Raw genomic sequence first — 22,405 nt, 5'->3', positions numbered from 1 at the left:
CATGGCATCGGCTGAATTCGCAAGTCCGGCAGTATCCGACGCGCTGGTCATCCTCGGCGCGGCCGGCCTGGTGATCCCGGTGTTCACGCGCTTCCGCGTGACGCCGATCATCGGTTTCATCCTGATCGGCATCCTCGTGGGGCCCTATGGCCTCGGGCGGCTGGTGTTCGAGCACCCCTGGCTCAACCACATAACGATATCCGATCCGGAGGCGCTGGAACCCTTTGCCGAATTCGGCATCATCCTGCTGCTGTTCACGATCGGGCTCGAGCTGAGTTTCAACCGGCTGTGGCAGATGCGCAAGCTGGTCTTCGGACTCGGCGCGATGGAGCTGCTGGTGATCGGCAGCTCGCTGGCGATCGCCCTGTCGATGATGGGGCAGTTCTGGACCGGTGCGCTGGCGCTGGGCTTCGCGCTGGCGTTCTCGTCCACCGCCATCGTGCTGCCGATTGCCGGCACGCATTCACCGGTCGGCCGAGCAGCGCTGTCGATGCTGCTGTTCGAGGACATCATGATCGTGCCGATCATCTTCATCCTCGGCGCCATGGCCCCCAATGCCGCGGGCGAAGGCTGGGAAGGCATGCTCACCACGCTGTGGCAGGGCGGGCTGGTCATCGCCGCGATGATGATCCTCGGCCGCTTCGCCCTGCCCCGGCTGTTCGGGCAGGCTGCGCGCACCAAGAGCCCCGAACTGTTCCTTGCCGCGTCGCTGCTGGTGGTGATCGGCGCGAGCCTGGCCACCGCGGCGGTTGGACTGTCGCCGATCGTCGGCGCGTTGATCGCGGGCCTGCTGATTGCCGAGACCGAATACCACGCCGAAGTCGAAACGATCATGGAGCCGTTCAAGGGCCTCGCGCTCGGAATCTTCCTGATCACCGTGGGCATGAGCATCGACCTCCAGACGATCTGGGAGAATTTCGGCCTGATCGCGACCGCGGTGCTGCTGATCCTACCTTTCAAGGCTCTGGTGACCGGCATGTTGCTGCGCATGATGGGTGCGCGGCGCAGCACGGCGGCGGAAACCGGCATTCTCATGGCCAGCCCGTCCGAAACGACGCTGATCATTCTGGCAGCGGCCAGCTCGGCGTTGCTGATCCAGCCCGGTACCGCGCAGTTCTGGCAGATCGTCACCGCGATCGGCCTGACCGTCACCCCGCTGCTTGCGCGTCTCGGCCGGGTCATCGCCCGACGGGTCGAACCCGTCCCCGAACTGCCCGAGGATACGGCCGACGAACCCCGCGTGATCATCGTCGGCGCGGGCCGTGTCGGCCTGCTCGTCGCGCAGATGCTCACCGCGCATGACAAGCCCTATATCGCGCTCGATGCCGACCCGGACCTGATCGAAAGCGCCAAGCGCGGCGGTTTCCGTGCGACTTTCGGCGATGCCGCGCGCGGCGATTCGATGGACCGGCTGGGTATCGAGAACGCGCTGGCGGTGGTGCTGACGATGGACGAACCCGTTCTCGTGCAGCGCCTTGTCGCCAAGCTGCGCCGCGAACATCCCGACCTGCTGATCGTGTGCCGTGCGCGCGACGTCCAGCATGCGGCCCAGCTCTACCGCGCAGGCGCGAGCCACGCGGTACCCGAAACGCTCGAAAGCTCGCTGCAGCTGTCCGAGGCCGTGCTGGTCGATATCGGCGTCGCAATGGGCCCGGTGATCGCCTCGATCCACGAGAAGCGCGACGAGTTCCGCGGACAGATCGAACAGGAAGGCGCGCTGGCCTACAAGCCCAAGCTGCGGACCAGTACGACCGAGGCTTAGCCGATGGCCACAAGGCTGGAATCCCGTTCGGATTGCACACGCTGCGCAGCGCTGTGCTGTATCGCCTACCCTTCTGAGGACATGCCGGGTTTCGCCGCCGCCAAGGAAGCGGGCCAGCCATGCCCCAAGCTCGGTCATGACGGTCTCTGTACGATCTATGCGGACCGCGCGGAACAGGGCTTTGCCGGCTGCCTCCGCTTCGAATGCTTCGGCGCGGGGCAACATGTCGTCCAGACGCTGTTCGAAGAGCGCGACTGGCGCGACGACCGGGAATTGCTGGGGCCGATGATCGAGACATTCCTCGCCATGCGCCCGGTGAGCGATCTGGCCTTCCTGGTAAGTCGCGCGCTTGCCAGCGGGCCCGACCCAGACACGACCCTCCGGCTCGAAGCGCTCCAGGATGAACTGGCGGAAATAGCCGCGTCGCGCGAGACGCTGCGCGACGCGGCCCGCATTGCGAAGGCCCAATCCGACGTCAGGCAGGTATTTGCCGCGCTCGATCCGGACGCCTTGCGGAATTCATGAACTTCCGGCTGGCCCATGCGTTGGTGGGGCAAAGGAGAAAGACATGAGCAACCCCGACCCCACCAAGCCGACGCCGAACAGCGAGAAGTTCAAACCGCAGAACGTGCAGGATCCGGTAAGCACGGTCGAACCGCCGACTGCCAATGCCGACAAGCCCGCCGACACGGGCGGTCAGGACCTCCCGCGCGGCAGCCAGTCCGAAGTCGGCCGCAAATCGCGCAACCGTAGCTAAGCAACCTATCCGGCGGAAAGTTTGCCGCGCACCGCGGCGATCGCTTCGTCGGCCTTGGCACCGTCCGGACCGCCCCCCTGGGCCATGTCCGGGCGGCCGCCGCCACCCTTCCCGCCCAGCGCCTCGACCCCGGCACGCACCAGATCGACTGCGCTGAAGCGTTGGGTCAGATCGTCGGTAACGGCCACCGCAAAGGCGCCCTTGCCGTCATTGACCGCACAGATCGCGGCAATGCCCGAACCGATCCGCCCCTTGGCCTCATCGAGCAGCGGACGCAGGTCCTTCGGATTAAGTCCTTCAACCACCTGGCCCGAAAATGTGACGCCCCCGACTTCTTCGTCGGCGGGGCCGGATTCGCTCGCGCTGCCGCCACCGAGTGCAAGCGCGCGCTTGGCTTCGGCAAGCTCCTTCTCGAGCCGTTTGCGTTCCTCGACCAGTGCGGTGACGCGCGCCTGCGCCTCGTCGGGCGAAGTCTTGAGCGCGCCCGCGATGACCCGCACCGCTTCGTCGCGCGCGACAAGCCATTTGCGCGCTGCTTCGCCGGTCAGCGCCTCGATCCGCCGGACACCCGAACTGACCGCGCTTTCGGAAACGATCTTGAACAGGCCGATATCGCCGGTCGCCTTCACATGCGTGCCGCCGCATAGCTCGACCGAATAATTGCGCCCTTCGCCGACCGTGCGGCCCATCGAGAGGACACGCACTTCGTCGCCATACTTCTCACCGAACAGCGCCAGCGCGCCCGCAGCGACCGCATCGTCGGGTGTCATAAGCCGTGTGCCGACCTGTTCGTTGGCACGGATTTCCTCGTTCACCTCGACCTCGATCGCGGCGATATCGTCATCGCCGAGCGGCTTGGGATGGGAGAAGTCGAAGCGGAAGCGGTCTTCGGAAACCAGCGAACCCTTCTGCGTGACGTGATCGCCGAGGCGATTGCGCAGCGCTGCATGGACAAGGTGCGTCGCGGAATGGTTCGCCCGGATCCGGTCGCGCCGTTCGGCATCGACTTCCAGGTGAACCGCGTCGCCGACCTTGACCGAACCGCCGGCAACCCTGCCGACATGCGTGTGCAGCCGGCCCAGCGGCTTGTTGGTGGTCTCGACTGCGAATTCGAGGCCTTCGGGCGTCCATATCCGCCCGGCATCCCCGGTCTGGCCGCCGCTTTCGCCATAGAACGGCGTCTGATTGGTCAGAACGACCACCTCATCGCCGGCCCCGGCCGAATCGACCTGCGCGCCGTCCTTGACGATCGCAACGACCTCGCCTTCGCCGGTGGTCGAATTGTAGCCAGTGAACTCAGTCGATCCCTGCGCGTCGGCGATATCGAACCAGACCTCTTCGCTGGCCGACTGGCCAGAACCCTTCCACGCCGCACGGGCAGCCGCCTTCTGCTGCTCCATCGCCGCGTCGAATCCGCCCTTGTCGACGGTGATGCCGCGGCTGCGCAGCGCATCTTCGGTCAGATCGTAGGGGAAGCCATAGGTGTCGTAGAGCTTGAACGCGGTCTGACCGTCCAGCGTCCCGCCCTCGCCCATCGTGCCGGTCGCCTCGTCGAGCAGCTTGAGGCCCTTGTCGAGCGTGCGGCGGAACTGCGTTTCCTCGCGTTCGAGCACCTCTTCGATCAGCGCCTGCCCGCGTTGCAGTTCGGGATAGGCCTGGCCCATCTCGGTAACCAGTGCGGGCACGAGACGGTGCATCAGCGGTTCGCTCGCGCCGAGCAGGTGCGCGTGGCGCATGGCGCGGCGCATGATCCGCCGCAGGACATAGCCGCGGCCTTCGTTCGAAGGCAGGACGCCATCGGCCATCAGGAAGCTGGTCGAACGCAAATGGTCGGCGATGACGCGGTGGCTGGCAGTGCTGTCGCCTTCGGCCTTCACTCCGGTCAGCCCCTCGCTCGCCGCGATCAAATTCCTGAAAGTGTCGGTGTCGTAATTGTCATGCACCCCCTGCATCACCGCGGCGACGCGTTCGATCCCCATGCCCGTGTCGATGCTCGGCTTGGGCAGGTCGCCGACGATCTGGTCGTTTTCCTGCGTGAACTGCATGAACACGAGATTCCAGATCTCGACAAAGCGGTCGCCGTCCTCCTCGGGTGATCCCGGAGGGCCGCCCCAGATATGGTCGCCGTGATCGTAGAAGATCTCCGAACACGGCCCGCAGGGGCCGTCCGAGCCCATCGCCCAGAAATTGTCCTTGGTCGGGATGCGGATGATGCGTTCGTCGGCGAAGCCGGTGAGCTTCTTCCACAGGTCGAAGGCCTCGTCATCGGTATGGTAGACGGTGACCAGCAGCCGGTCCTTGTCGAGACCCCATTCCTCGGTCAGCAGCGTCCAGGCATGCAGGATCGCCTGCTCCTTGAAATAGTCGCCGAAGCTGAAATTGCCGAGCATCTCGAAGAAAGTGTGGTGCCGCGCGGTGTAGCCGACATTGTCGAGATCGTTATGCTTGCCCCCGGCGCGGACGCATTTCTGCGCGCTGGTGGCGCGCGGCGCGGGCGGGGTTTCGAGCCCGGTGAACGAGTTCTTGAACGGCACCATGCCGGCGTTAACGAACATCAGCGTGGGATCGCTGAAGGGGACGAGCGGCGCACTGACGACTTCGGCATGCTCGTGGCGTGCGAAATAGTCGAGGAAACTGCGGCGGATGTCGTTGGTCGAAGTCATGACCGGGCAGTTAGGCAATCGGCGCGCGGGCGACAAGCGCGAATGCCCGGCCAGACTGTGCAGGAGAGACGATCAACCGGGTGCGCGGGCAGTCACGATCCAGCAGGCCGCGGGCAAGGACACCTGTTCATCGCGGTGATGGGCTTCGAGCAGTGCTTCCAGCTTCGCCAGCATTGTCGCGCGCGGAGCAGCCTCCAGCGCCGCCGCCGCGCGGGCGACCGGCCCGATGCGCTGGAAATAGGACAGCGCATCGGCGACCGCCTCTGCGCCCTCGCCGGCGACCATGCCGTAATCCACCGCTTCGAACGCGATATCGGTCCACCCGGCCTGCGCGAGCAGGGTCTCGGTCCGTTCACGCCGCCCGAATGCGAACGGCCCGGGGGCTTCGGGGTCGGGCGCTGGTTCTTCGCCCGGCGGCGCGATCGATGCCAGTTCGCGCGCCCAGATATTGTCGGCGCGTTCGCGGAAGCAGGAAAAGGCGAGCCGCGCCCCGGGGGCCGCTTGGCTGGCGATGTGCGTGAGGGCCGCGGTGGGATCGGCAAAGAACATCACCCCGTGGCGCGAGACGACCAGATCGGGCCTTTCCGCCGCGCCCGCATGCCAGTTTGCGGCATTGGCCAATTCGAAGCGAAGATTGGGCCGATCCTGGCCCCGTACCCGTGCGACCTGCAGCAGATCGTGGCTGATATCGACGCCGAGTACATGCGAGGACGGCGCGCCAGCAGCGAGTGTCAGGCTGATCTCGCCTGCGCCGCAGCCGATATCGATTGCCTGTGCGAACGGTCCGCTGCGCGCGACCGCGATCAGCTTTTGGGTCAGCGGTCCGAAACTGCGATCGGTGCGCTGCCATTCCTCGGCCCAGACATTGCCGACCTTGCCGGTCCATTCGGATTGATCGGTCATTGCACCTCAGATCTGGTAGTAATCGCGATACCACGCGACGAAGCGCCTCACGCCCTCGCGGATATCGGTGCCGGGAACGTAGCCGGTGAGCGATCGCAGCAGCTCGGCATCGGCCCAGGTCGCGGGGACGTCGCCCGGTTGCATCGGCATGAAGTTGCGCTTGGCCTTGATACCCAGCGCGTCTTCTATCGCGGCGATCATATCGCCGAGCTGGACCGGCTGCGAATTGCCGATGTTGACCACCCGCCACGGCGCGACCGGCGACAGGCTGTCGCCTTCGGCGATGTCCTCGGCCGTAGTGGGCCGTACGGGCGGAGTGTCGATCAGCCGCCGGACCGCTTCGACGAGATCCTCCACATAGGTGAAGTCGCGCATCATTTCGCCGTGATTGTACACGTCGATCTTCTCGCCCGCGAGCATCGCGCGGGTGAACTTGAACAGCGCCATGTCGGGCCGGCCCCACGGCCCGTAGACGGTGAAAAAGCGGAACATGGTCACCGGCAGGCCGAAGAGATGCGCGTAGGAATGCGCCATGGCCTCGCTCGCCTTCTTGGTGGCGGCATAGAAGGACATCTGGTGATCGGCCTTCATCGTCTCGCGATAGGGCATCTCGGTATTGGCGCCATAGGCCGACGAGGTCGAGGCGAGCAGCATATGCTGCGGCGGATGCGCGCGGGCCGCCTCGAGCAGTTCGAAGGTACCGACCAGATTGCTTTCGAGATAGCTGCGCGGATTGTCGATTGAATAGCGCACACCCGCCTGGGCTGCGAGATGGACGACCACGTCGGGCCGATGTTCGGCAAAGAGATCAGCCAGGAGGCCTGGCGTTTCGATCGGCTCATTCGTCGCAGAAAAGCCGGCGTTCTGAAGCAGCTCCGCCTGGCGTCGCCGTTTCAGGTTCGGATCGTAGTAATCGGACAGTGAGTCGATGCCGACAACGCGGAAACCGTCGGCGAGCAGTCGCTTGCCGATGAAATAACCGATGAAACCCGCCGAACCGGTGACCAGCGCAGTCCGGCTCTCGCCCATCAATCGGCCCCGAACAGGTCGCGCGTGAAAACCTTGTCGCGGACGTCGTCGATGGCCTGGTCGAGCCGGTTGGCGACGATGACATCCGCATCGGCCTTGAACCGTTCCAGGTCGCGCTCGACGCGGCTGCCGAAGAAGCTGTCTTCGTCCATCACCGGTTCGTAGACGATTACCTCGATGCCCTTGGCCTTGACCCGTTTCATGATGCCCTGGATCGACGACTGGCGGAAATTGTCCGACCCCGTCTTCATGACGAGGCGGTAAATGCCGACCGTCCGGGGGCTTCGCGCCACGATCTGGTCGGCGAGGTAATCCTTGCGGGTCCGGTTGGCATCGACGATCGCGCGGATCAGGTTCTGCGGGACTTCCGAATAATTTGCCAGCAGCTGCTTGGTATCCTTGGGCAGGCAATAGCCGCCATAGCCGAAGGACGGGTTGTTGTAGTGTTCGCCAATGCGCGGATCGAGACCGACACCCTCGATGATCTGCCGGGTATCGAGCCCGCGCGACAGCGCATAGCTGTCGAGTTCGTTGAAGAAGGCGACGCGCATGGCGAGATAGGTGTTGGCGAACAGCTTGATCGCCTCGGCTTCCTCGGCATTGGTGAGCAGCACCGGAACATCATCTTCCAGCGCGGGCTGCAGCAGCAGATCGGCGAATTGCTGCGCGCGTTCGGATCGTTCGCCGACGATAATGCGCGAGGGATGGAGATTGTCGTACAGCGCCTTGCCTTCACGCAGGAACTCGGGACTGAAAATGATCCGGTCGCTGGCGTGCCGCGCCCGCGCTTCGGAGACATATCCCACCGGAACGGTCGATTTGACGACGATCACCGCGTCGCTGTTGGCCGCCAGAACCTGTTCGATGACCATGTCCACAGCGGAGGTGTCGAAGAAATTGGTGTCGACGTCGTAATTGGTTGGCACCGCAACAATCGCGAATTCCGCCCCGGCAATGGCTTGCGCGGCATCGGTGGTGAACGCGAGATCGAGATCGTCGCGCCGCAGATATTGCTCGACCAGCTCATCCTGGATCGGCGAGCGGCGCTCGGCCAGCATGGCGACGCGTTCGGGCGAGACGTCGCAGCCGACCACGGTATTGTGCTGCGCGAGCATGATCGCGTTGGAAAGGCCGACATAGCCAAGGCCGAAAACGGCGATCTTCATCGAATGTCCCGTCTGCTATTCCTGCCGCGAGCCGCGGTCATGCCCGCCTTCTGTGGGGATGCCCAGGCGATTGCAACCCTTCGTGGTCCCGCACATCACCAGACGAAATAGGGCCCGCCGCGTTCGCGCGCGCGCTGCCATGCGGGCCGTGCATGAACCGCCTCGACGAAGCGTGCCAGCTTGGGCGCCTTCTGCGCATAGCCCTGCATAACCGCTATTTCTGCAGGAAAGCTCATCATCACATCCGATGCCGACCAGCCCTCGCCGCAGAAATGCAGATCATCCGAAATGTGCTCTTCGGCATAAGCGACATGCGCGGCGAGTTGTTCTTCCACGCGCGGCATCAGCGGGGCAGCGGCATCACCGAGGCGTCCCGCGTAGATCTTCAGCATCACGGGCACGAAGAAACTGCTTTCGCCGAACTGCATCCATTCGAGATGCCGGACGTGCGCCTCGCTATCATGTGCGGGAAGCCAGTCCGCGCCGCCATGGCGTTCGCACAGATACTGGATGATCGCGCCGCTTTCGGCGACGCAGGTGTCGCCATCCTCGATGAGCGGCGATTTGCCGAGCGGATGCGCCTGCTTGAGTTCGGGGGGCGCGAGATTGGTTTCGGAATCGCGCTGGTAGGACACGATGTCGTAATCCGCGCCCAGCTCTTCCAGCAGCCAGAGTATCCGCTGCGAACGGCTGTTGTTGAGGTGATGGACGGTAATCGACATGGCAGCTCCCCTATTCGGCGATTCGCGCGCACCCTAGGGCGCTGCCGCGCACCTGTCGCCAGCCGAAAAACGGAAAAGCCGGTGCGGCCATCGAGCGGCGCGCACCGGCTTTCCGTTCTGTCGGAAGCGCCGGGGGACAGTCCGGCTGGGACGCCGGCCAGGGGATGAAGGCCGACGCGCTCCCGCTTGAAGAGACTTCAGTCCTCGTCCGCGTCCGGACCGGTCATCATCTCTTCGGCGACCTCGTCGGTGCGGCCGCGAATTGCGGCTTCCAACTTGGCACACATTTCGGTGTTTTCGGTAAGGAACTTCTTGGCGTTCTCGCGCCCCTGGCCGATGCGGACGCTATCGTAGCTGAACCAACTGCCCGATTTCTCGACCACACCCGCCTTGACGCCAAGGTCGAGGATCTCACCGATCTTCGAGATCCCTTCGCCATACATGATGTCGAATTCGACCTGTTTGAACGGCGGAGCGACCTTGTTCTTGACCACTTTCACACGAGTGGCATTGCCGATCACTTCGTCGCGGTCCTTGATCTGGCCGGTGCGCCGGATGTCGAGGCGGACCGAGGCGTAGAACTTGAGCGCATTGCCGCCGGTGGTGGTTTCGGGGTTACCGTACATCACGCCGATCTTCATGCGCAGCTGGTTGATAAAGATCACCATGCACTTGGACCGATTGATCGACCCGGTCAGCTTGCGCAGCGACTGGCTCATCAGGCGGGCCTGCAGCCCCACATGGCTGTCACCCATCTCGCCTTCGATCTCGGCGCGGGGGACCAGCGCAGCGACCGAGTCCACCACCAGCACGTCGATCGCGTTGGAGCGGACCAGCGTATCGGTAATCTCGAGCGCTTGTTCGCCCGTGTCAGGCTGCGAAACGATCAGCTCTTCGATGTCGACGCCCAGCTTCTTGGCATAGACGGGGTCGAGCGCGTGTTCGGCGTCGACGAAAGCGGCCGTGCCGCCCGCCTTCTGGGCTTCGGCGATGACATGCAGCGCCAGCGTGGTCTTGCCCGAGCTTTCCGGACCATAGACCTCAATCACGCGGCCCTTGGGCAGACCGCCCACGCCCAGCGCGATATCGAGCCCGAGCGAGCCGGTGGAAATCGATTCCACCTGCATGGCTTCCTTCTGGCCCAGCTTCATCGCCGAACCCTTGCCGAATGCGCGGTCGATCTGTGCGAGCGCGGCGTCCAATGCCTTCTGGCGGTCTGCGTTCACTTTCTTGTCCTCTACGAGCTTCAGACTTGCCGCCATGACACTACCTCCTGCGCTTGGCCAGAGCCGGCTACCGACTCTTCAACTGGCGCAGTATGTATCGGCTTTGTTCTCAAAGAACAAGTAGGGAACGAAATTAATTCCTGCAGCCCTATCCGCGCTGTTCGCTGAGCACTTCGGAAACCTTCGCATTGATCTGCTGCACGCTGAACGGCTTCGGGATGAAATGCATGTTCGCGATATCGATGTCATTGCGCAGCTGTTCTTCGGCATAGCCCGACATGAACAGGATCGGGATGTCGGGCTTAACCTTGCGGATTGCGCGCGCCATGGCCGGCCCGTCCATCGTCGGCATCACCACGTCGGACACGATCATGTCGAACTCGGTATCACCATTGGCCACCGCCGCCAGCCCCTCCTCGCCGTCGGCCGCGGTCGTCACGGTGTAGCCCGCGCGCACCAGCGCACGTTCGGCCACCGCGCGGACCATGTCCTCGTCCTCGACCAGCAGCAGCTTGCCCCCGGCGGACCATTCGGTCGCCTTGGGCTCCTCGACTTCCTCGCTGCGCATGTTCGCGGGCAGCTCGCCCTTGTGCACCGGCAGGTACATGGTGAAACGCGCGCCGATCGGAGTGCCGTCGGGTCCCTGCACATTGTCGGCGAAGATGAACCCGTTCGACTGCTTGACGATCCCGTAGACCGTCGACAGGCCCAGCCCGGTGCCCTTGCCCTGTTCCTTGGTGGTGAAGAAGGGTTCGAAGATCTTGTTGAGATGGCTTTCGGGTATGCCGCCGCCGGTATCCTGGACGATCAGCACGGTGTAATCGTCGGCGGGCATGATATCGATGCCCATCTTGCGCACGTCGCGCGCGGACACGCGCCGCGTGGCGAGAGTGAGCCGCCCCTTCCAGTCCTGCTTGCCGCGCTTGAGCGCATTGGCCTGCATCGCATCGCGCGCGTTCACCGCCAGGTTGATGATGACCTGTTCGAGCTGCTGCGGGTCGGCGCGGACCGAACCCAGTTCGCGGTCGTGGCGGACCGAGAACTCGATCTTCTCGCCCATCAGCCGCTTGAGCAGCTGGCTGACCTCGCTCACCACGTCGGGCAGCTGCAGCACCACCGGGCGCAGGGTCTGCTGGCGGCTGAAGGCGAGCAATTGCCGCGTCAGGCTGGCTGCGCGGTTGGAATTGGCCTTGATCTGCTGGATGTCGTCGTAATCGCTGTCGCCCGGCGTATGGCGCAGCAGCATCAGGTCGCAATAGCCGATGATCGCGGTCAGCACATTGTTGAAATCGTGCGCGACCCCGCCGGCCAGCTGGCCCACCGCCTGCATCTTGGTGGCTTGAGCCACCTGCCGGCGCAGGCGCTTTTCCTCGGAGGAATCGGAGATCGACAGCAGCACTGCCGCATCGCCGAGACCGCGCACCCCGGCGAGGCCCATCGAAACGGGTTCTTCCTTGTCGTTGGCCAGCCGCACCGCCATGTCGCCGCTGGCGGTCGCGCCCTTGGCGAAGCGGCGCACCGTATCGGCCATCGCGGCCTTGTCCTCGCCCACCACGAGATCGGAGGGGAATTGCGGCAGCCCCCGATCGACGCGTTCGACCGCGCGCAGGAAGGCCTTGTTGGCGAACAGAAACCGCCCGTCGCGATCGGTCAGCGCGAGACCCAGCGACAGCGCCGAAAGCAGGGCTTCGAGCTGCGGGATCGCCGCCTTGCCATTGCTGTCCGTTCCCCCGCCGATACCCACCGAACTGTCGATCAGCAGCATCAACGAGGGCGCTTCGTCGGCATCGCTCAATCGCGGACTGGTAGGCGTATCGAGCGGGATGTGGATCAGCGTCTGCGGCGAGCCCTGCTGTCCTTCGCGCGCGAAGAAGATGCGGTCGCGATCGTCCGAGCGCAGCAATTGCACGAATTCGAGCCCCGCGAGCGAATTGTCGCGGCTGCCGGTCGCGCGTTCGGCCAGTCCGGGGGTCGTTGTCAGAACGATGCCATTCGGCGCGACCAGCGCGGATTCGATCCCCGCACGCGACATCAATTCGCCGAACGCACCCGACAATTGTTCGGAAAGGCCATCATAGGTCCGTTCCTGGTGCATTTCGGAGAAACGCCACAGCAGATAGGCCTCGCCGCGGCCGATGCGCTCGAGCTGGAGCTCGTAGCTGGCGTCCGACCCAGTCAGGCGAATATCCTCGACCCGGGCTGATCCGTCGCGCCAGGCATTGCGCGTTCCCGCGATTACCGCCTCCTGCGTGTCCGGTTCGAACGCCAGATCGTATGGCGCCGCGGTGCTCTCGAACCACGCCTCATATGACGAATTGGCGCAGACCAACCGGTTGGCGCGGTCGATGATTGCAATGGCGCGGCGGCGGTTTTCCATTGCCGCGCTGGTGATCGACCAATCGGTCTGCGCAATCTGCGCTTCGGCCGGCGGGCTCTTGAGCCGGGCGATGACCAGCAGCATCAGCAGCACCGTGACCAGCGCCCCGCCATAGGCGAGCGCGACGGCCGATTCCGGCGTGCTCAGCCACACCAGGGCCACCGATACGGCCGCGGCCGCCGCCACGCCGAGCATGAGCGGCACAGGCGGCAGGGTCGATACCGGATGCTCGTCCTTGGCGATCATTCGCGCAGCTTCCCCGCCGTGGACCGTGCCGCCGGCCGCGCCATCGCGCGCAGCTTGCGCTTGCGCCGGTGCGCGACGACGAAGCGCCATACCACGCTGCTGACCAGATAGCCGAGCGCCGCCCCGACCAGTGCCAGGACGATGAAGCCGAAGATCGTCACGAGCACGGTAACCCCGACATCGGCGAACAGTTCGATGAACCAGGCCCAGCGCCCGCTGGTGATTTCTTCCTGCGCCGCGCCACCGGTGGCTGCCAAATCGACCTTGAGCAGGAACGCGCCCAGCTTGTTTGCAACCACTGCCCAGAACGGGAAGGTGAAGGGATTGGTGATGAAGGTCACCAGCGTGGACAGCGGTACGTTGGCGCGCGCGGGCAGCGCCATGAACGCGGCCAGGAAGATCTGTCCGACCGGAATGATGAAACTGGCGAACACGCCCAGCGCAACGCCGCGCGGCACGCTGCGGCGGGTAAAGCGCCACAGTTCGGGCGTCAGGAACCGGTGCGCGATAGGCTGGAGGTACTTGTTGCGCGCCATTTGCTCGCGCGTCGGCATGCGCAGGCGGAGCCAGTCCGCGAGTGCCGTTTTCGATCTACGCTTGCTCATTGCCACGCCCTTGCCATGCGCCGCCTCATTGGCGGTTGCAAGGGCGTGGCGGAAGGGGCTTGCGACGAATGCGGCATCACTGTCGATGTGGTTAACGCAAGCGCGCAATAAAAGGGCCCGCCGGCCCGCTCATCCACGATCGCGCATCAACCGTGCCTTGTCGCGCTTCCAGTCGCGATCCTTGATTGTCTGGCGCTTGTCATGCGCTTGCTTGCCCTTGGCCAGGGCCAGTTCGACCTTGGCCCGGCCCGTCGAGTTGAAATAGACCGACAGCGGGACCAGCGTCATGCCCTTGCGCTCGACCGCGCCGAACAGCTTCTCGATCTCGCGCGCATTGAGCAGCAGTTTGCGCGGCCGGCGCGGCTCGTGATTCAGTCGGTTGCCGTGCGAATATTCGGGAATATTGGCATTCACCAGCCACACCTGCCCGTCGCGGACCTCGGCATAGCTTTCCTTGATGCTCGCCTCGCCCGCCCGCAGCGCCTTGACCTCGGTCCCCTGCAGCGCGAGCCCGGCCTCGAAGGTTTCCTCGACGAAATAGTCGAACCGCACGCGCCGGTTGTCGGCGACGGTCTTCTGCTTGTCGAAAGTGGCGGGTTTGGGGCGTGCCATAGGGTGGGCGCATGTAGGTGCTGGCGGGAGAAACGCCAAGCCCTTGAAGGTTGCCCCTTGAAACGCGCTGAGCACTTCGGCAGGATTATCGAACGTTTTCAGGGGGTCGTATGAAAGTATTTCCGCATTTCGCGGCGGCATTCGCCGCGTTTTCTCTCGCATTTTCCGCACCGAGTGTAACCGCGCAGGAACAGGTCCCGCTAGCGGCTTTCGGCGCACTTCCGGACGTCGAAGACGCCTCGATCTCGCCCAGCGGAGCGAATATCGCAATTCTGCTGACGCATGAGGGAACCCGGCAACTGTTCTTCCTCGATTCGAACATGAAGCTGATCAGCCGCCTGGCGGTCGGCGACGCCAAGGTGCGGTATTTCGATTGGGTCGGCGACGACCAGATCCTGCTCGTCACCGGCCAGACCGAAGATCTCCGGGGCTTCACCACCAACATGGCTGAATTCAACGTCGCCCGCCTGATCCCGGTGACATATAAGGGCGAGATCGAAACCGTCTTCGGCAGCTCGCGCGATTTGGTGGATGCGATTTGGGGTAGCTATGGCACACGCTTCATCGACAATCGGTGGATGGCCTATTTCGGCGCGATCGAGTTGGAGAAGGCAGGCGGTGTTGCCAGCACCAACATGATCTGGAAGCACGGCCGCCGTTACCTCTATGGCGTCGACACCAGGGAGAACCAACCCACACGCGTTGCCGCTGCCGCGCGCGAGGGCATCTCGCGCGACTGGTTGCTGGACGCGCGCGGCGAAGTCGCTGCGATGATGGATGTCAGTGCCGATGACGGCGACTGGAGACTTGCTGGTCCGCAAGGTGATGCGATTGCCAGCGGCAATGAGCGAAATGGCCGCGTCGGCCTCGTCGGCCTCGGATATGACGGCACCACGGTCATCTATTCGGAGCGTGACGAAGACAACATCACCCAGTGGTACGAAGTCCCACTGGCAGGCGGTGTGGCCACGCCGTTCTTGCCGGATGAACACGTCGACCGCCTGTATTGGGACGAGCGCACGGGCAATCTGATCGGCTATCTCGACCAGAAGAAGGGGCCCGTCTTCCGCGATCCCGCATTCCAGTCTGCGGCGACTGGCATTCGCAACGCCTTTGCCGATTTCGACATGCGGATGGTCGACTGGTCGCCGGACTTCAAGAAGGTCCTCGTCAGGACCAGTGGCAACAAGGACAGTGGCACCTGGTTCGTGGTGGACCTGACATCCGGCAAAGCCGACGCCATCGCCTACGAACGCAAGGAGCTCGGCCCCAATGAAGTCGGTGCGGTATCGACCGTCGAATATACGGCTTCGGACGGGCTTGAAATGGACGGTGTCCTCACGGTCCCGCCGGGCCGTGAGGCAACGAACCTCCCGGTGGTAGTGCTCCCCCACGGTGGCCCGCATAGCTCCGATTCCGAAGCCTTCGATTGGTGGGCGCAGGCGTTTGCGTCGCGGGGTTACGCCGTGTTCCAGCCCAACTTTCGCGGATCGACCAACCGCGACGACGCTTTCAAACTGGCCGGCTACGGCGAATGGGGCCGGAAAATGCAGACCGACATATCGGATGGCCTCGCCATGCTGGCGGACAAAGGCATTGTCGATCGTGATCGCGCTTGCATCGTCGGGGCAAGCTATGGCGGCTATGCCGCGCTTGCAGGTGTCACGCTTCAGCAGGGCCTGTATGAATGCGCTGTTGCCGTCGCCCCGGTCAGCGATATTGCCGCGATGTACAACGAAGACACGCGCACGGCACAGAACCGGATTACGAAGAAACGGCTGCTCGACCAGCTCGGCCCGCGCGATCGCTGGGACGAAGTATCCCCGCGCCGGTTTGCCGACCGTGCCGATGCTCCGATCATGCTGATCCACGGCGAAGACGATACGGTCGTACCCTTCAGCCACTCGGACAAAATGGCGGATGCGCTGAAGGACGCAGGCAAGTCTTACGAGCTCGTCCGACTGGAAGGCGAAGATCACTGGCTGTCGCTGTCGAGCACCCGGCTGCAGATGCTCGAAGCGGCCGTGGGCTTCGTCGAACGGCACAACCCGGCCGACTGACGGGTCCAGCGCAGCTGGCAAAAGCAATATGCGTCGGCAGGCGGGGCGCCATCTCGCTCTGCCGACGCATTGCTCGCTGATCTCGGTACTTTCCGGCGCGATCCTTGCTTGCAACGGTGCCCAAATCCAAACCGCCGCACGCGGAATTCTCTTGCCTTGCGCCGGTTTTGCATGGCGGGGGGCGCGCATGAGCAGCGACGATACCGGCGAAGCCTTCCGCCTTCACGACAAGACGATCATGCCGGGCACCTGCGCGACGGTCGCCATTCCCGTAAGCCAGCAGGTCACCGGGCTGGATGCGGCGCTGGCGCTGCGCGTCATGCATGGTTCGCGGCCCGGCCCCTGCGTCTTCGTCAGCGGGGCGGTGCATGGCGACGAGATCGTCGGCACGGCGATCATCCAGCGCCTGCTTACGCGGCTTGCCCCCGACATGCTTGCGGGGACAATCATCTTCGCCCCTGCGGTCAATATCTACGGCTTCGTCGCGCACAGCCGGTACCTGCCCGATCGCCGCGATCTCAACCGCAGCTTCCCGGGGGCAGAGCGCGGCAGCCTCGCCTCGCAGCTGGCGCATAGCTTCCTTACCCATGTGATCGACCGCTGCGCGCTGGGGATCGATATCCACTCGGCCGCGGTCCACCGCTACAACCTGCCCCAGATCCGCATCGCATCGGGCAGCCCCTACCTGTCCGAGCTGGCGATGGCCTTCGGCGCGCCGATCATCATCGAGAGCCCGCTACGGCCCGGTTCGATGCGCGCGCTCGCTGGAGACCGCGAGGTGCCGATGCTGCTGCTCGAAGCGGGCGAGGCGCTGCGCTTCGACCGCTTCTCGATCGAGACCGGCGTCGCGGGCGTGCTGCGCGTATTGGCACATATCGGGATGATCGATGCCGACGATGGGCTGGCCGAAGTTCACGTGCCCGTACGATCCAGCCGGTCGAGCTGGGTACGCGCGCCGCGCGGCGGGGTTTCGCACCGCGTCCGCAAATCGGGAGACATCGTACGCACGGGAGACCTGCTGGCGAGCGTCGGCGGGCTGTTCGGCGAGGATCAGGAAGACCTCGTGAGCCCCAGCGACGGGGTCATCATCGGCCATGCGACGCTCCCGATCGTCAACCAGGGCGATGCGCTGTTTCACGTCGCCGCGGTCGACGCGCTCGACCATGCAGGCGACCATGCCGACAGCATCGTCGAGGCGCTCGCCGTCAGCGATCCGCCCTTCCCCGCCGCACCCATGCTCGACGAGGACGAAGTCTTCTAGACCAGCCCGGCGATTTCCAGCGCCTCGTCCACCGCCTTGCGGCTCGCCTCGCTCGCATTGCACAGCGGCAGGCGGACATCGGGCGAGAACCAGTCGTGCACGCGGCTGAGCGCATATTTGACCGGCGCCGGGCTGGCGTCTGAAAACATTGCGTAATGCAGCGGGAACAGGCGGTCGTTGAGCTCGCGCGCTCTCGCCAGTTCGTTGGCGGCGATGGCCTCGTGAAACTCGGCGCACAGCGCGGGGGCGACATTCGCAGTCACCGAAATGCAACCCGCGCCGCCCGCGGCCGAATGCGGCAGCCACAGTTCGTCATTGCCCGACAATTGGCAGAACTCGCTGTCCAGCCCCATGCGGTGGTCGGCCACCCGCGAAAGGTCGCCGCTGGCGTCCTTGATCGCCACGATCCGGTCGGGGTGCATGCGGACGAGTTCGACCACGGTCTCATCCTCGATGTCGGTCACCGTGCGGCTGGGAACATTGTAGAGCACGATCGGCAGATCGCTGTTTTCCGCCAGATAGCTGAAATGGGCAATCAGGCCGGCCTGGCTGGGCCGATTGTAATAGGGGGCAACGCACAGGCCCGCGGCAGCCCCGGCCTTCTTGGAAAACTGCATGTGCATCAACGCGTTGCGCGTGTCGTTCGATCCGCAACCGGCGATGACCGGCACGCGCCCGGCGGCCTGTTCGATGCACACTTCGACCACGCGGTGATGTTCCGCATTCGACAGCGTCGAGGTCTCGCCAGTGGTGCCGCAGGGAACCAGCGCCTTGCTGCCGTTGTCGATCTGCCAGTCGACCAGCTTGCGAAAAGCGGCTTCATCGAACGATCCGTCGCGAAAAGGAGTCGCCAGAGCCGGAATCGAGCCTGAGAACATTTACGGTGGTCCTGCGTTAGGGGTATGAAACAAGGCGATTTTCGGCGCATGTGCGCCACAATTCATTCAGCGCCTGATAAGGAGGGGCCGGGCACTATGTCCAGCATGGGACGAAAAACTATTTACTCGATCGCACTGATGGCCGGTACCGCACTGGTCTTCCCCGCCACCGCGCAGGCGCAGGAGGCCGGTCGCAGCAGCCTCGTGGCGCAGCAGCCGGGTCAGATGGACCAGTCCGTTGGCCAGTGGGAATATCTCACCGCGCGCGACGACCTGCCCTTTGCCTCCTATGCCGGGTTCATCACCTCCTACCCCGATTTCCCCAAGCAGGAACTGCTTCAGCGCCGCGCCGAGGCGGCACTCGACGAGGAAGCGCCCTCCCCGCAGGACCTCGTCGGTTTCTTCGACCGGCATGCCCCGCTCACCAACAGCGGCCGCGCACGCTACGCGCTCGCGCTGGCCTCGCTCGATCGGCCCGAAGCGCTCGAAGTGGCACGCGAAGCCTGGCGCAGCGGCACCATGAGCGGCCCTGCGGAGCTATACATGCAGGGCCTGTTTGGCAGCCGTTTCGCGCCGGAGGATCACGACGCCCGGATGGATGCGCTACTGTGGCAGGGCAATTACGAGGCTGCCTCGCGCCATGTCATGCGGGTATCCCCCGCCTATCGCGACACGGCGCAGGCGCGGCTGGCGCTGCTGCAGGGCAGCACGCCGCAGCAGGCAGGTCTGCGCCTTCCCGCCGATGCGATGCGCGATGCCGGCTATGTCTACAATCTGACGCGCCACTACCGAAATTCGGGCCAGCCCTATGAAGCGGTCAACCTGCTCGCCAGCCGCGCCGCCTTCACCACGCCCGCTTTCGACGGGACGAAGTTCATCAGCGAAGCGCTCGCGGTCGCCAAGAGCGCAGGCGCGACGCAGGCGGTCAGCATTGCATCGAAGGTCGACGATGTGTTTGCGCCGGGCACCGATATTTCGGACGGCTCCTTCACGCTGCGCGACAAATATACCGACCTGATGTGGCTGGGCGGCACCAAGGCGCTCTGGTCGCTGGGTGACGGCGCGCAGGCCGCGCCGCTGTTCTATCGCTATGGCACCGCCGCGAAGACTCCGCTGACCCGCTCGAAGGGTTTTTACTGGGCGGGCCGCGCCGCAGCGCGCGCGGGCGATACCGAAGGCGCGCAGCGGTACTGGGCCATGGCTGCCGACTATCCCGATTGGTATTACGGCCAGCTGGCGCTGAGCGAGCTCGGGCGGCCGATGCCCGGCTTTGCTGCGGTTCCGGCAGCCGACAGCGCCCAGCGCGCCGCGTTCGAAGCCGATCCGCTCACCGGCGCGCTACGGGCCATCGCCCGCAATCGCCGCGACTGGCGGACCGAACGTGCTTTCTTCGAGGCGATCGCGGACAAGGCCGACACGCCTGAGCAGATGGCGCTGGTCGGGCAACTCGCCCGCGATACCGGACTGAACGAAATGGCGGTCGTCGCGGGTCTGGTCGCCGGCGAACACGGTCTCGAAGGGTTCGAACGCATCGGTTATCCGACGGTTGAAACGCATGCAGGCGCCAATTGGACGATGGTCCACGCGATCGCGCGCCAGGAAAGCGAGTTCGACCGCAACCGCGTAAGCCATGCCGGTGCGCGCGGCATGATGCAGCTGATGCCCGGCACGGCCCGCGAAGAAGCCGGGAAGATCGGCGTGCGCTACATGTCGGCCAATCTGACCGAGAGCCCCAGCTACAATATCCGGCTGGGCGATGCCCATTTCGCCCGGTTGATGGACCGCTATGGCGGGGCCTATCCGCTGGCCATTGCCGCCTACAACGCCGGCCCCGGACGGGTGAACGAATGGCTTCGGCTCAACGGCGATCCGCGCACGGGCGCAGTCGACTGGGTGACTTGGATCGAACAGATCCCGTCCAATTTCGAAACGCGCTATTACGTCATGCGCGTGATCGGGAACGCAGTCAGCTATGCCAATATGCATCCTGACAAGTCGGCGGGTTACGAACGTGATATTCGCAATTACCTGCCAGGCTGATTTGCGCTAGGGGCGCATGCTCCATGACGCCCAAATCCAATCCCGTCACGCCCGCCGGCTATGCCGCGATGAAGGCGCGCTACGACCATTTGCTTGGCACCGAGCGACCCGAAATCGTGGAGATCGTCAGCTGGGCGGCGGGCAATGGCGATCGCAGCGAAAACGGCGATTACCTCTACGGCCGCAAGCGTATGCGCGAAATCGATCGCGAACTGGCGCATCTCGCGCGGCGGCTCAAGGCCGCCCGCGTCATCGATCCCGCCGACCAGCCGGACACCTCGCGCGCCTTTTTCGGCGCCACGATTACGCTGGCCGACGAAGATGACGTGGAACGCATCGTGACGCTGGTGGGCGACGACGAACAGGATGCCGGCACGGGCCGGATCGGCTGGTCGTCCCCGCTCGCGCGCGCGCTCAAGGGTGCAGCGATCGGAGATCTGCGCAGTGTCCGGCTGCCCGGTGGGGTGAAGGAATGGGAGATCGTGGCGATTTCCTATCCGCTAGCCCGCGAACATGCCGGGGCCTAGCTTGATCACGCGCAGCGCCATAAGGCTGGCGCTAACCATGCGCCGAACGCTGTTCCAGACCTGCCCTTCTTCGAAGCCGTTGCGGCTTCGCGCCGTCCTGTTCGCCATGATTGCTGGGCTGGCGCTGACGACGCCCCTGTCCGCGAAGGACAGCCTGGGCGTATTTTCCGACTGGGGCGCGTTCCGCGATGCCGCCGTGCCGCGCTGCTATGCCATCGCCATGCCCGCGGCCAGCAGGCTGCAACGCGATTTCGAACCCTTCGCCACCATCGGCACCTGGCCGCGGCGCGGCCTTCGCGGGCAGGTCCATTTCCGGCTTTCACGCAAACTGCGACGCGATTCCTCGATCACCGTGTCGATCGGCGGCAAGCGTTTCGAACTGACCGGCGGCGGCGGCGATGCCTGGGCGAGGGACCGCACGATGGATGCGGCGATCGTCGCGGCCATGCGTTCGGCAGACCGGATGGTAATCCGCGCCACCGACACGCGCGGACGGCGGTTCTCGAACACCTATTCGCTGGCCGGGGCGGCCACTGCGATGGATGCCGCCACGCTCGCCTGCGCGCGCCGCTGATACGAAAAGACCGGGAAGCGCATGACGCGCTCCCCGGCCCTCGATCGGATCGGTCGGGCGCGCTTAGAAGCGAACGCCGAGACCGGCCATGATCTGGTGGCGGTCGAGATCGACGTCGAAACGGTCGCTGTCGGCCAGGTCGCCGTCAAAATCGACTTCGCCTTCGCTGTAGTTCGAATAGCGATATTCGACATTCATGAAGGTGCGCGGGTTGATCGCATATTCGAGACCCGCACCGGCACGCCAGCCGTCGAGATCGAAGTCCTCGTTATATTCGGTCGTGCCATCATTCGCGAGGATGTTGAGCTTGGCGTTGGTGTAACCGCCCTTGGCGTAGAGCAGCAGGTCCGGTCCGACCTTTGCACCGGCGCGCGCGCCAAGGAACAGGTCACGGCCCGCTTCGACCTGGCCGAAGCCGAAGCCTTCGAAATCGCCGTTCACGAATTCGGTCTTGGCGGTGGAATCGGTCAGTTCGGCCTCGAGGCCGATGACCGCATTGCCGAGATCGTAATCGTAACCGACCTGGACGCCGTATACGAGGCCGTCGATCGACTGATCGTTGTCCGCATTGGCGTCGTCATCGACGCTGCTGCCTGCCTTCAGCGCGTCATAACCGGCGACGCCCTGGATACGGAAGCCATCGAAGCTGCCGGTGTCCTGAGCCATTGCAGGTGCCGAGAAGGCGACCAGCGAACCGGCAACGAGCAGAGTGGAAATCTTGTTCATGTGCGAACTCCGTTTGATTGACCCGCAGCTTTTGCGCTGCGTGGACCGGGGAAACGGCGCGGAACCCGAAAGAGTTTCATTAACCTCACACAACACGAAGTTGTGGCATTTTGAACACATGTTGCGCGATCAGTTGTGATTGATGCGCGATGAACGGAATGTGTCGCATGCTCCGCGCGCTCCCCCCTCGCCTGTGTGATCGTCGGCAGCGAAAGCGCAGTGCCTCGCGCTGTGCTTTGCTTTCGCGCCGATTGTCCCTATATGCGCCGCT

At 64.4% G+C, this 22,405-nt stretch carries 19 protein-coding genes; 8 read left to right on the top strand and 11 right to left on the bottom strand.

Annotation, left to right across the window (positions count from 1 at the left end; all coding sequences use genetic code 11):
- Position 1 precedes the first annotated feature (1 nt).
- The 3 genes from GRI55_RS07005 (at position 2) to GRI55_RS06995 (ending at position 2,519) form a co-directional block, all read left to right on the top strand.
- Entirely contained in the window at positions 2-1,762 is a 1,761-nt protein-coding gene (locus GRI55_RS07005) for a cation:proton antiporter domain-containing protein (protein WP_050601060.1), read from the top strand.
- A gap of 81 nt (positions 1,763-1,843) precedes the next feature.
- Positions 1,844-2,287 carry a hypothetical protein gene (locus GRI55_RS07000; RefSeq protein WP_160766654.1) on the top strand — a complete coding sequence of 148 codons (444 nt, stop codon included), beginning with the start codon at positions 1,844-1,846 and terminating at the stop codon, positions 2,285-2,287.
- 43 nt (positions 2,288-2,330) lie between these two features.
- Positions 2,331-2,519 (top strand): hypothetical protein, encoded by a 189-nt coding sequence (locus GRI55_RS06995; protein WP_050601058.1) that lies wholly within the window; start codon positions 2,331-2,333, stop codon positions 2,517-2,519.
- Between the two features lie 5 nt (positions 2,520-2,524).
- Here GRI55_RS06995 and alaS read toward each other — a convergent pair whose 3' ends face one another.
- The 9 genes from alaS to smpB all read right to left on the bottom strand — a co-directional run bounded on the left by alaS (position 2,525) and on the right by smpB (position 14,068).
- Entirely contained in the window at positions 2,525-5,182 is a 2,658-nt protein-coding gene (gene alaS, locus GRI55_RS06990; RefSeq protein ID WP_160766653.1) for an alanine--tRNA ligase, read from the bottom strand.
- A 72-nt stretch (positions 5,183-5,254) separates the two neighbouring features.
- Entirely contained in the window at positions 5,255-6,085 is an 831-nt protein-coding gene (locus GRI55_RS06985; protein ID WP_160766652.1) for a class I SAM-dependent methyltransferase, read from the bottom strand.
- A 6-nt stretch (positions 6,086-6,091) separates the two neighbouring features.
- Entirely contained in the window at positions 6,092-7,114 is a 1,023-nt protein-coding gene (locus GRI55_RS06980; RefSeq protein ID WP_160766651.1) for an NAD-dependent epimerase/dehydratase family protein, read from the bottom strand.
- Positions 7,114-8,280 carry a nucleotide sugar dehydrogenase gene (locus GRI55_RS06975; RefSeq protein ID WP_160766650.1) on the bottom strand — a complete coding sequence of 389 codons (1,167 nt, stop codon included), beginning with the start codon at positions 8,278-8,280 and terminating at the stop codon, positions 7,114-7,116. Before GRI55_RS06975 ends, GRI55_RS06980 begins: the two co-directional genes overlap by 1 nt.
- A 95-nt stretch (positions 8,281-8,375) precedes the next feature.
- Positions 8,376-9,002, bottom strand: a complete 627-nt coding sequence (locus GRI55_RS06970) for a glutathione S-transferase family protein (protein ID WP_160766649.1) — start codon at positions 9,000-9,002, stop codon at positions 8,376-8,378.
- 197 nt (positions 9,003-9,199) lie between these two features.
- Positions 9,200-10,264, bottom strand: a complete 1,065-nt coding sequence (recA, locus tag GRI55_RS06965; RefSeq protein ID WP_050601052.1) for a recombinase RecA — start codon at positions 10,262-10,264, stop codon at positions 9,200-9,202.
- A gap of 112 nt (positions 10,265-10,376) precedes the next feature.
- The gene (locus tag GRI55_RS06960; RefSeq protein ID WP_160767041.1) at positions 10,377-12,851 is read right to left on the bottom strand and encodes a hybrid sensor histidine kinase/response regulator; all 2,475 of its coding nucleotides are present in this window, start codon (positions 12,849-12,851) and stop codon (positions 10,377-10,379) included.
- Positions 12,848-13,456, bottom strand: coding sequence for a DUF2062 domain-containing protein (locus GRI55_RS06955; protein WP_050601323.1), 609 nt, complete (start codon positions 13,454-13,456; stop codon positions 12,848-12,850). Before GRI55_RS06955 ends, GRI55_RS06960 begins: the two co-directional genes overlap by 4 nt.
- A 129-nt stretch (positions 13,457-13,585) precedes the next feature.
- Entirely contained in the window at positions 13,586-14,068 is a 483-nt protein-coding gene (smpB, locus tag GRI55_RS06950) for an SsrA-binding protein SmpB (RefSeq protein WP_050601050.1), read from the bottom strand.
- A gap of 110 nt (positions 14,069-14,178) precedes the next feature.
- Here smpB and GRI55_RS06945 point away from each other — a divergent pair, with 110 nt between their 5' ends.
- Both GRI55_RS06945 and GRI55_RS06940 read left to right on the top strand, forming a co-directional pair.
- Positions 14,179-16,128: an alpha/beta hydrolase family protein gene (locus tag GRI55_RS06945; protein WP_160766648.1), complete on the top strand. Its 1,950-nt coding sequence runs from the start codon at positions 14,179-14,181 to the stop codon at positions 16,126-16,128.
- A gap of 187 nt (positions 16,129-16,315) precedes the next feature.
- A complete protein-coding gene (locus GRI55_RS06940; RefSeq protein WP_160766647.1) occupies positions 16,316-17,389 on the top strand; it encodes a succinylglutamate desuccinylase/aspartoacylase family protein in 1,074 nt (357 codons plus the stop codon).
- On the opposite strand, the gene dapA is transcribed toward GRI55_RS06940, so the two are convergent.
- Positions 17,386-18,267 (bottom strand): 4-hydroxy-tetrahydrodipicolinate synthase, encoded by an 882-nt coding sequence (dapA, locus tag GRI55_RS06935; protein WP_050601047.1) that lies wholly within the window; start codon positions 18,265-18,267, stop codon positions 17,386-17,388. The genes GRI55_RS06940 and dapA overlap by 4 nt on opposite strands.
- A gap of 138 nt (positions 18,268-18,405) precedes the next feature.
- On the opposite strand from dapA, the gene GRI55_RS06930 reads away from it, so the two are divergent.
- From GRI55_RS06930 to GRI55_RS06920, 3 genes are read left to right on the top strand one after another with little or no spacing between them, the layout of a single operon-like run.
- The gene (locus GRI55_RS06930; protein WP_160766646.1) at positions 18,406-20,307 is read left to right on the top strand and encodes a lytic transglycosylase domain-containing protein; all 1,902 of its coding nucleotides are present in this window, start codon (positions 18,406-18,408) and stop codon (positions 20,305-20,307) included.
- A 23-nt stretch (positions 20,308-20,330) separates the two neighbouring features.
- On the top strand, positions 20,331-20,834 hold the full coding sequence (locus tag GRI55_RS06925; protein ID WP_160766645.1) for a GreA/GreB family elongation factor: 504 nt from the start codon (positions 20,331-20,333) through the stop codon (positions 20,832-20,834).
- 37 nt (positions 20,835-20,871) lie between these two features.
- Positions 20,872-21,408 carry an invasion associated locus B family protein gene (locus tag GRI55_RS06920; RefSeq protein WP_307019481.1) on the top strand — a complete coding sequence of 179 codons (537 nt, stop codon included), beginning with the start codon at positions 20,872-20,874 and terminating at the stop codon, positions 21,406-21,408.
- A gap of 63 nt (positions 21,409-21,471) precedes the next feature.
- Here GRI55_RS06920 and GRI55_RS06915 read toward each other — a convergent pair whose 3' ends face one another.
- Complete coding sequence (locus GRI55_RS06915; protein ID WP_050601044.1) at positions 21,472-22,134, bottom strand: outer membrane protein; 663 nt, start codon at positions 22,132-22,134, stop codon at positions 21,472-21,474.
- Between the last annotated feature and the right edge of the window lie 271 nt (positions 22,135-22,405).

The sequence above is a fragment of the Qipengyuania citrea genome (assembly GCF_009828015.1).
Lineage (GTDB): Bacteria > Pseudomonadota > Alphaproteobacteria > Sphingomonadales > Sphingomonadaceae > Qipengyuania > Qipengyuania citrea.
Note: the sequence above shows the minus strand (reverse complement) of the source record. Positions and strands in the feature narration are given on the sequence as shown.

Coding starts and splice junctions, on each gene's coding strand:
- GRI55_RS06925 (WP_160766645.1), top strand. CDS start 20,331: ATGACGCCCAAATCCAATCCCGTCACGCCCGCCGGCTATGCCGCGATG.
- GRI55_RS06940 (WP_160766647.1), top strand. CDS start 16,316: ATGAGCAGCGACGATACCGGCGAAGCCTTCCGCCTTCACGACAAGACG.
- GRI55_RS06930 (WP_160766646.1), top strand. CDS start 18,406: ATGGCCGGTACCGCACTGGTCTTCCCCGCCACCGCGCAGGCGCAGGAG.
- dapA (WP_050601047.1), bottom strand. CDS start 18,267: ATGTTCTCAGGCTCGATTCCGGCTCTGGCGACTCCTTTTCGCGACGGA.
- alaS (WP_160766653.1), bottom strand. CDS start 5,182: ATGACTTCGACCAACGACATCCGCCGCAGTTTCCTCGACTATTTCGCA.
- smpB (WP_050601050.1), bottom strand. CDS start 14,068: ATGGCACGCCCCAAACCCGCCACTTTCGACAAGCAGAAGACCGTCGCC.
- GRI55_RS06985 (WP_160766652.1), bottom strand. CDS start 6,085: ATGACCGATCAATCCGAATGGACCGGCAAGGTCGGCAATGTCTGGGCC.
- GRI55_RS06960 (WP_160767041.1), bottom strand. CDS start 12,851: ATGATCGCCAAGGACGAGCATCCGGTATCGACCCTGCCGCCTGTGCCG.
- GRI55_RS07000 (WP_160766654.1), top strand. CDS start 1,844: ATGCCGGGTTTCGCCGCCGCCAAGGAAGCGGGCCAGCCATGCCCCAAG.
- GRI55_RS06920 (WP_307019481.1), top strand. CDS start 20,872: ATGCGCCGAACGCTGTTCCAGACCTGCCCTTCTTCGAAGCCGTTGCGG.
- GRI55_RS06975 (WP_160766650.1), bottom strand. CDS start 8,280: ATGAAGATCGCCGTTTTCGGCCTTGGCTATGTCGGCCTTTCCAACGCG.
- recA (WP_050601052.1), bottom strand. CDS start 10,264: ATGGCGGCAAGTCTGAAGCTCGTAGAGGACAAGAAAGTGAACGCAGAC.
- GRI55_RS06970 (WP_160766649.1), bottom strand. CDS start 9,002: ATGTCGATTACCGTCCATCACCTCAACAACAGCCGTTCGCAGCGGATA.
- GRI55_RS06955 (WP_050601323.1), bottom strand. CDS start 13,456: ATGAGCAAGCGTAGATCGAAAACGGCACTCGCGGACTGGCTCCGCCTG.
- GRI55_RS06995 (WP_050601058.1), top strand. CDS start 2,331: ATGAGCAACCCCGACCCCACCAAGCCGACGCCGAACAGCGAGAAGTTC.
- GRI55_RS06915 (WP_050601044.1), bottom strand. CDS start 22,134: ATGAACAAGATTTCCACTCTGCTCGTTGCCGGTTCGCTGGTCGCCTTC.
- GRI55_RS06980 (WP_160766651.1), bottom strand. CDS start 7,114: ATGGGCGAGAGCCGGACTGCGCTGGTCACCGGTTCGGCGGGTTTCATC.
- GRI55_RS07005 (WP_050601060.1), top strand. CDS start 2: ATGGCATCGGCTGAATTCGCAAGTCCGGCAGTATCCGACGCGCTGGTC.
- GRI55_RS06945 (WP_160766648.1), top strand. CDS start 14,179: ATGAAAGTATTTCCGCATTTCGCGGCGGCATTCGCCGCGTTTTCTCTC.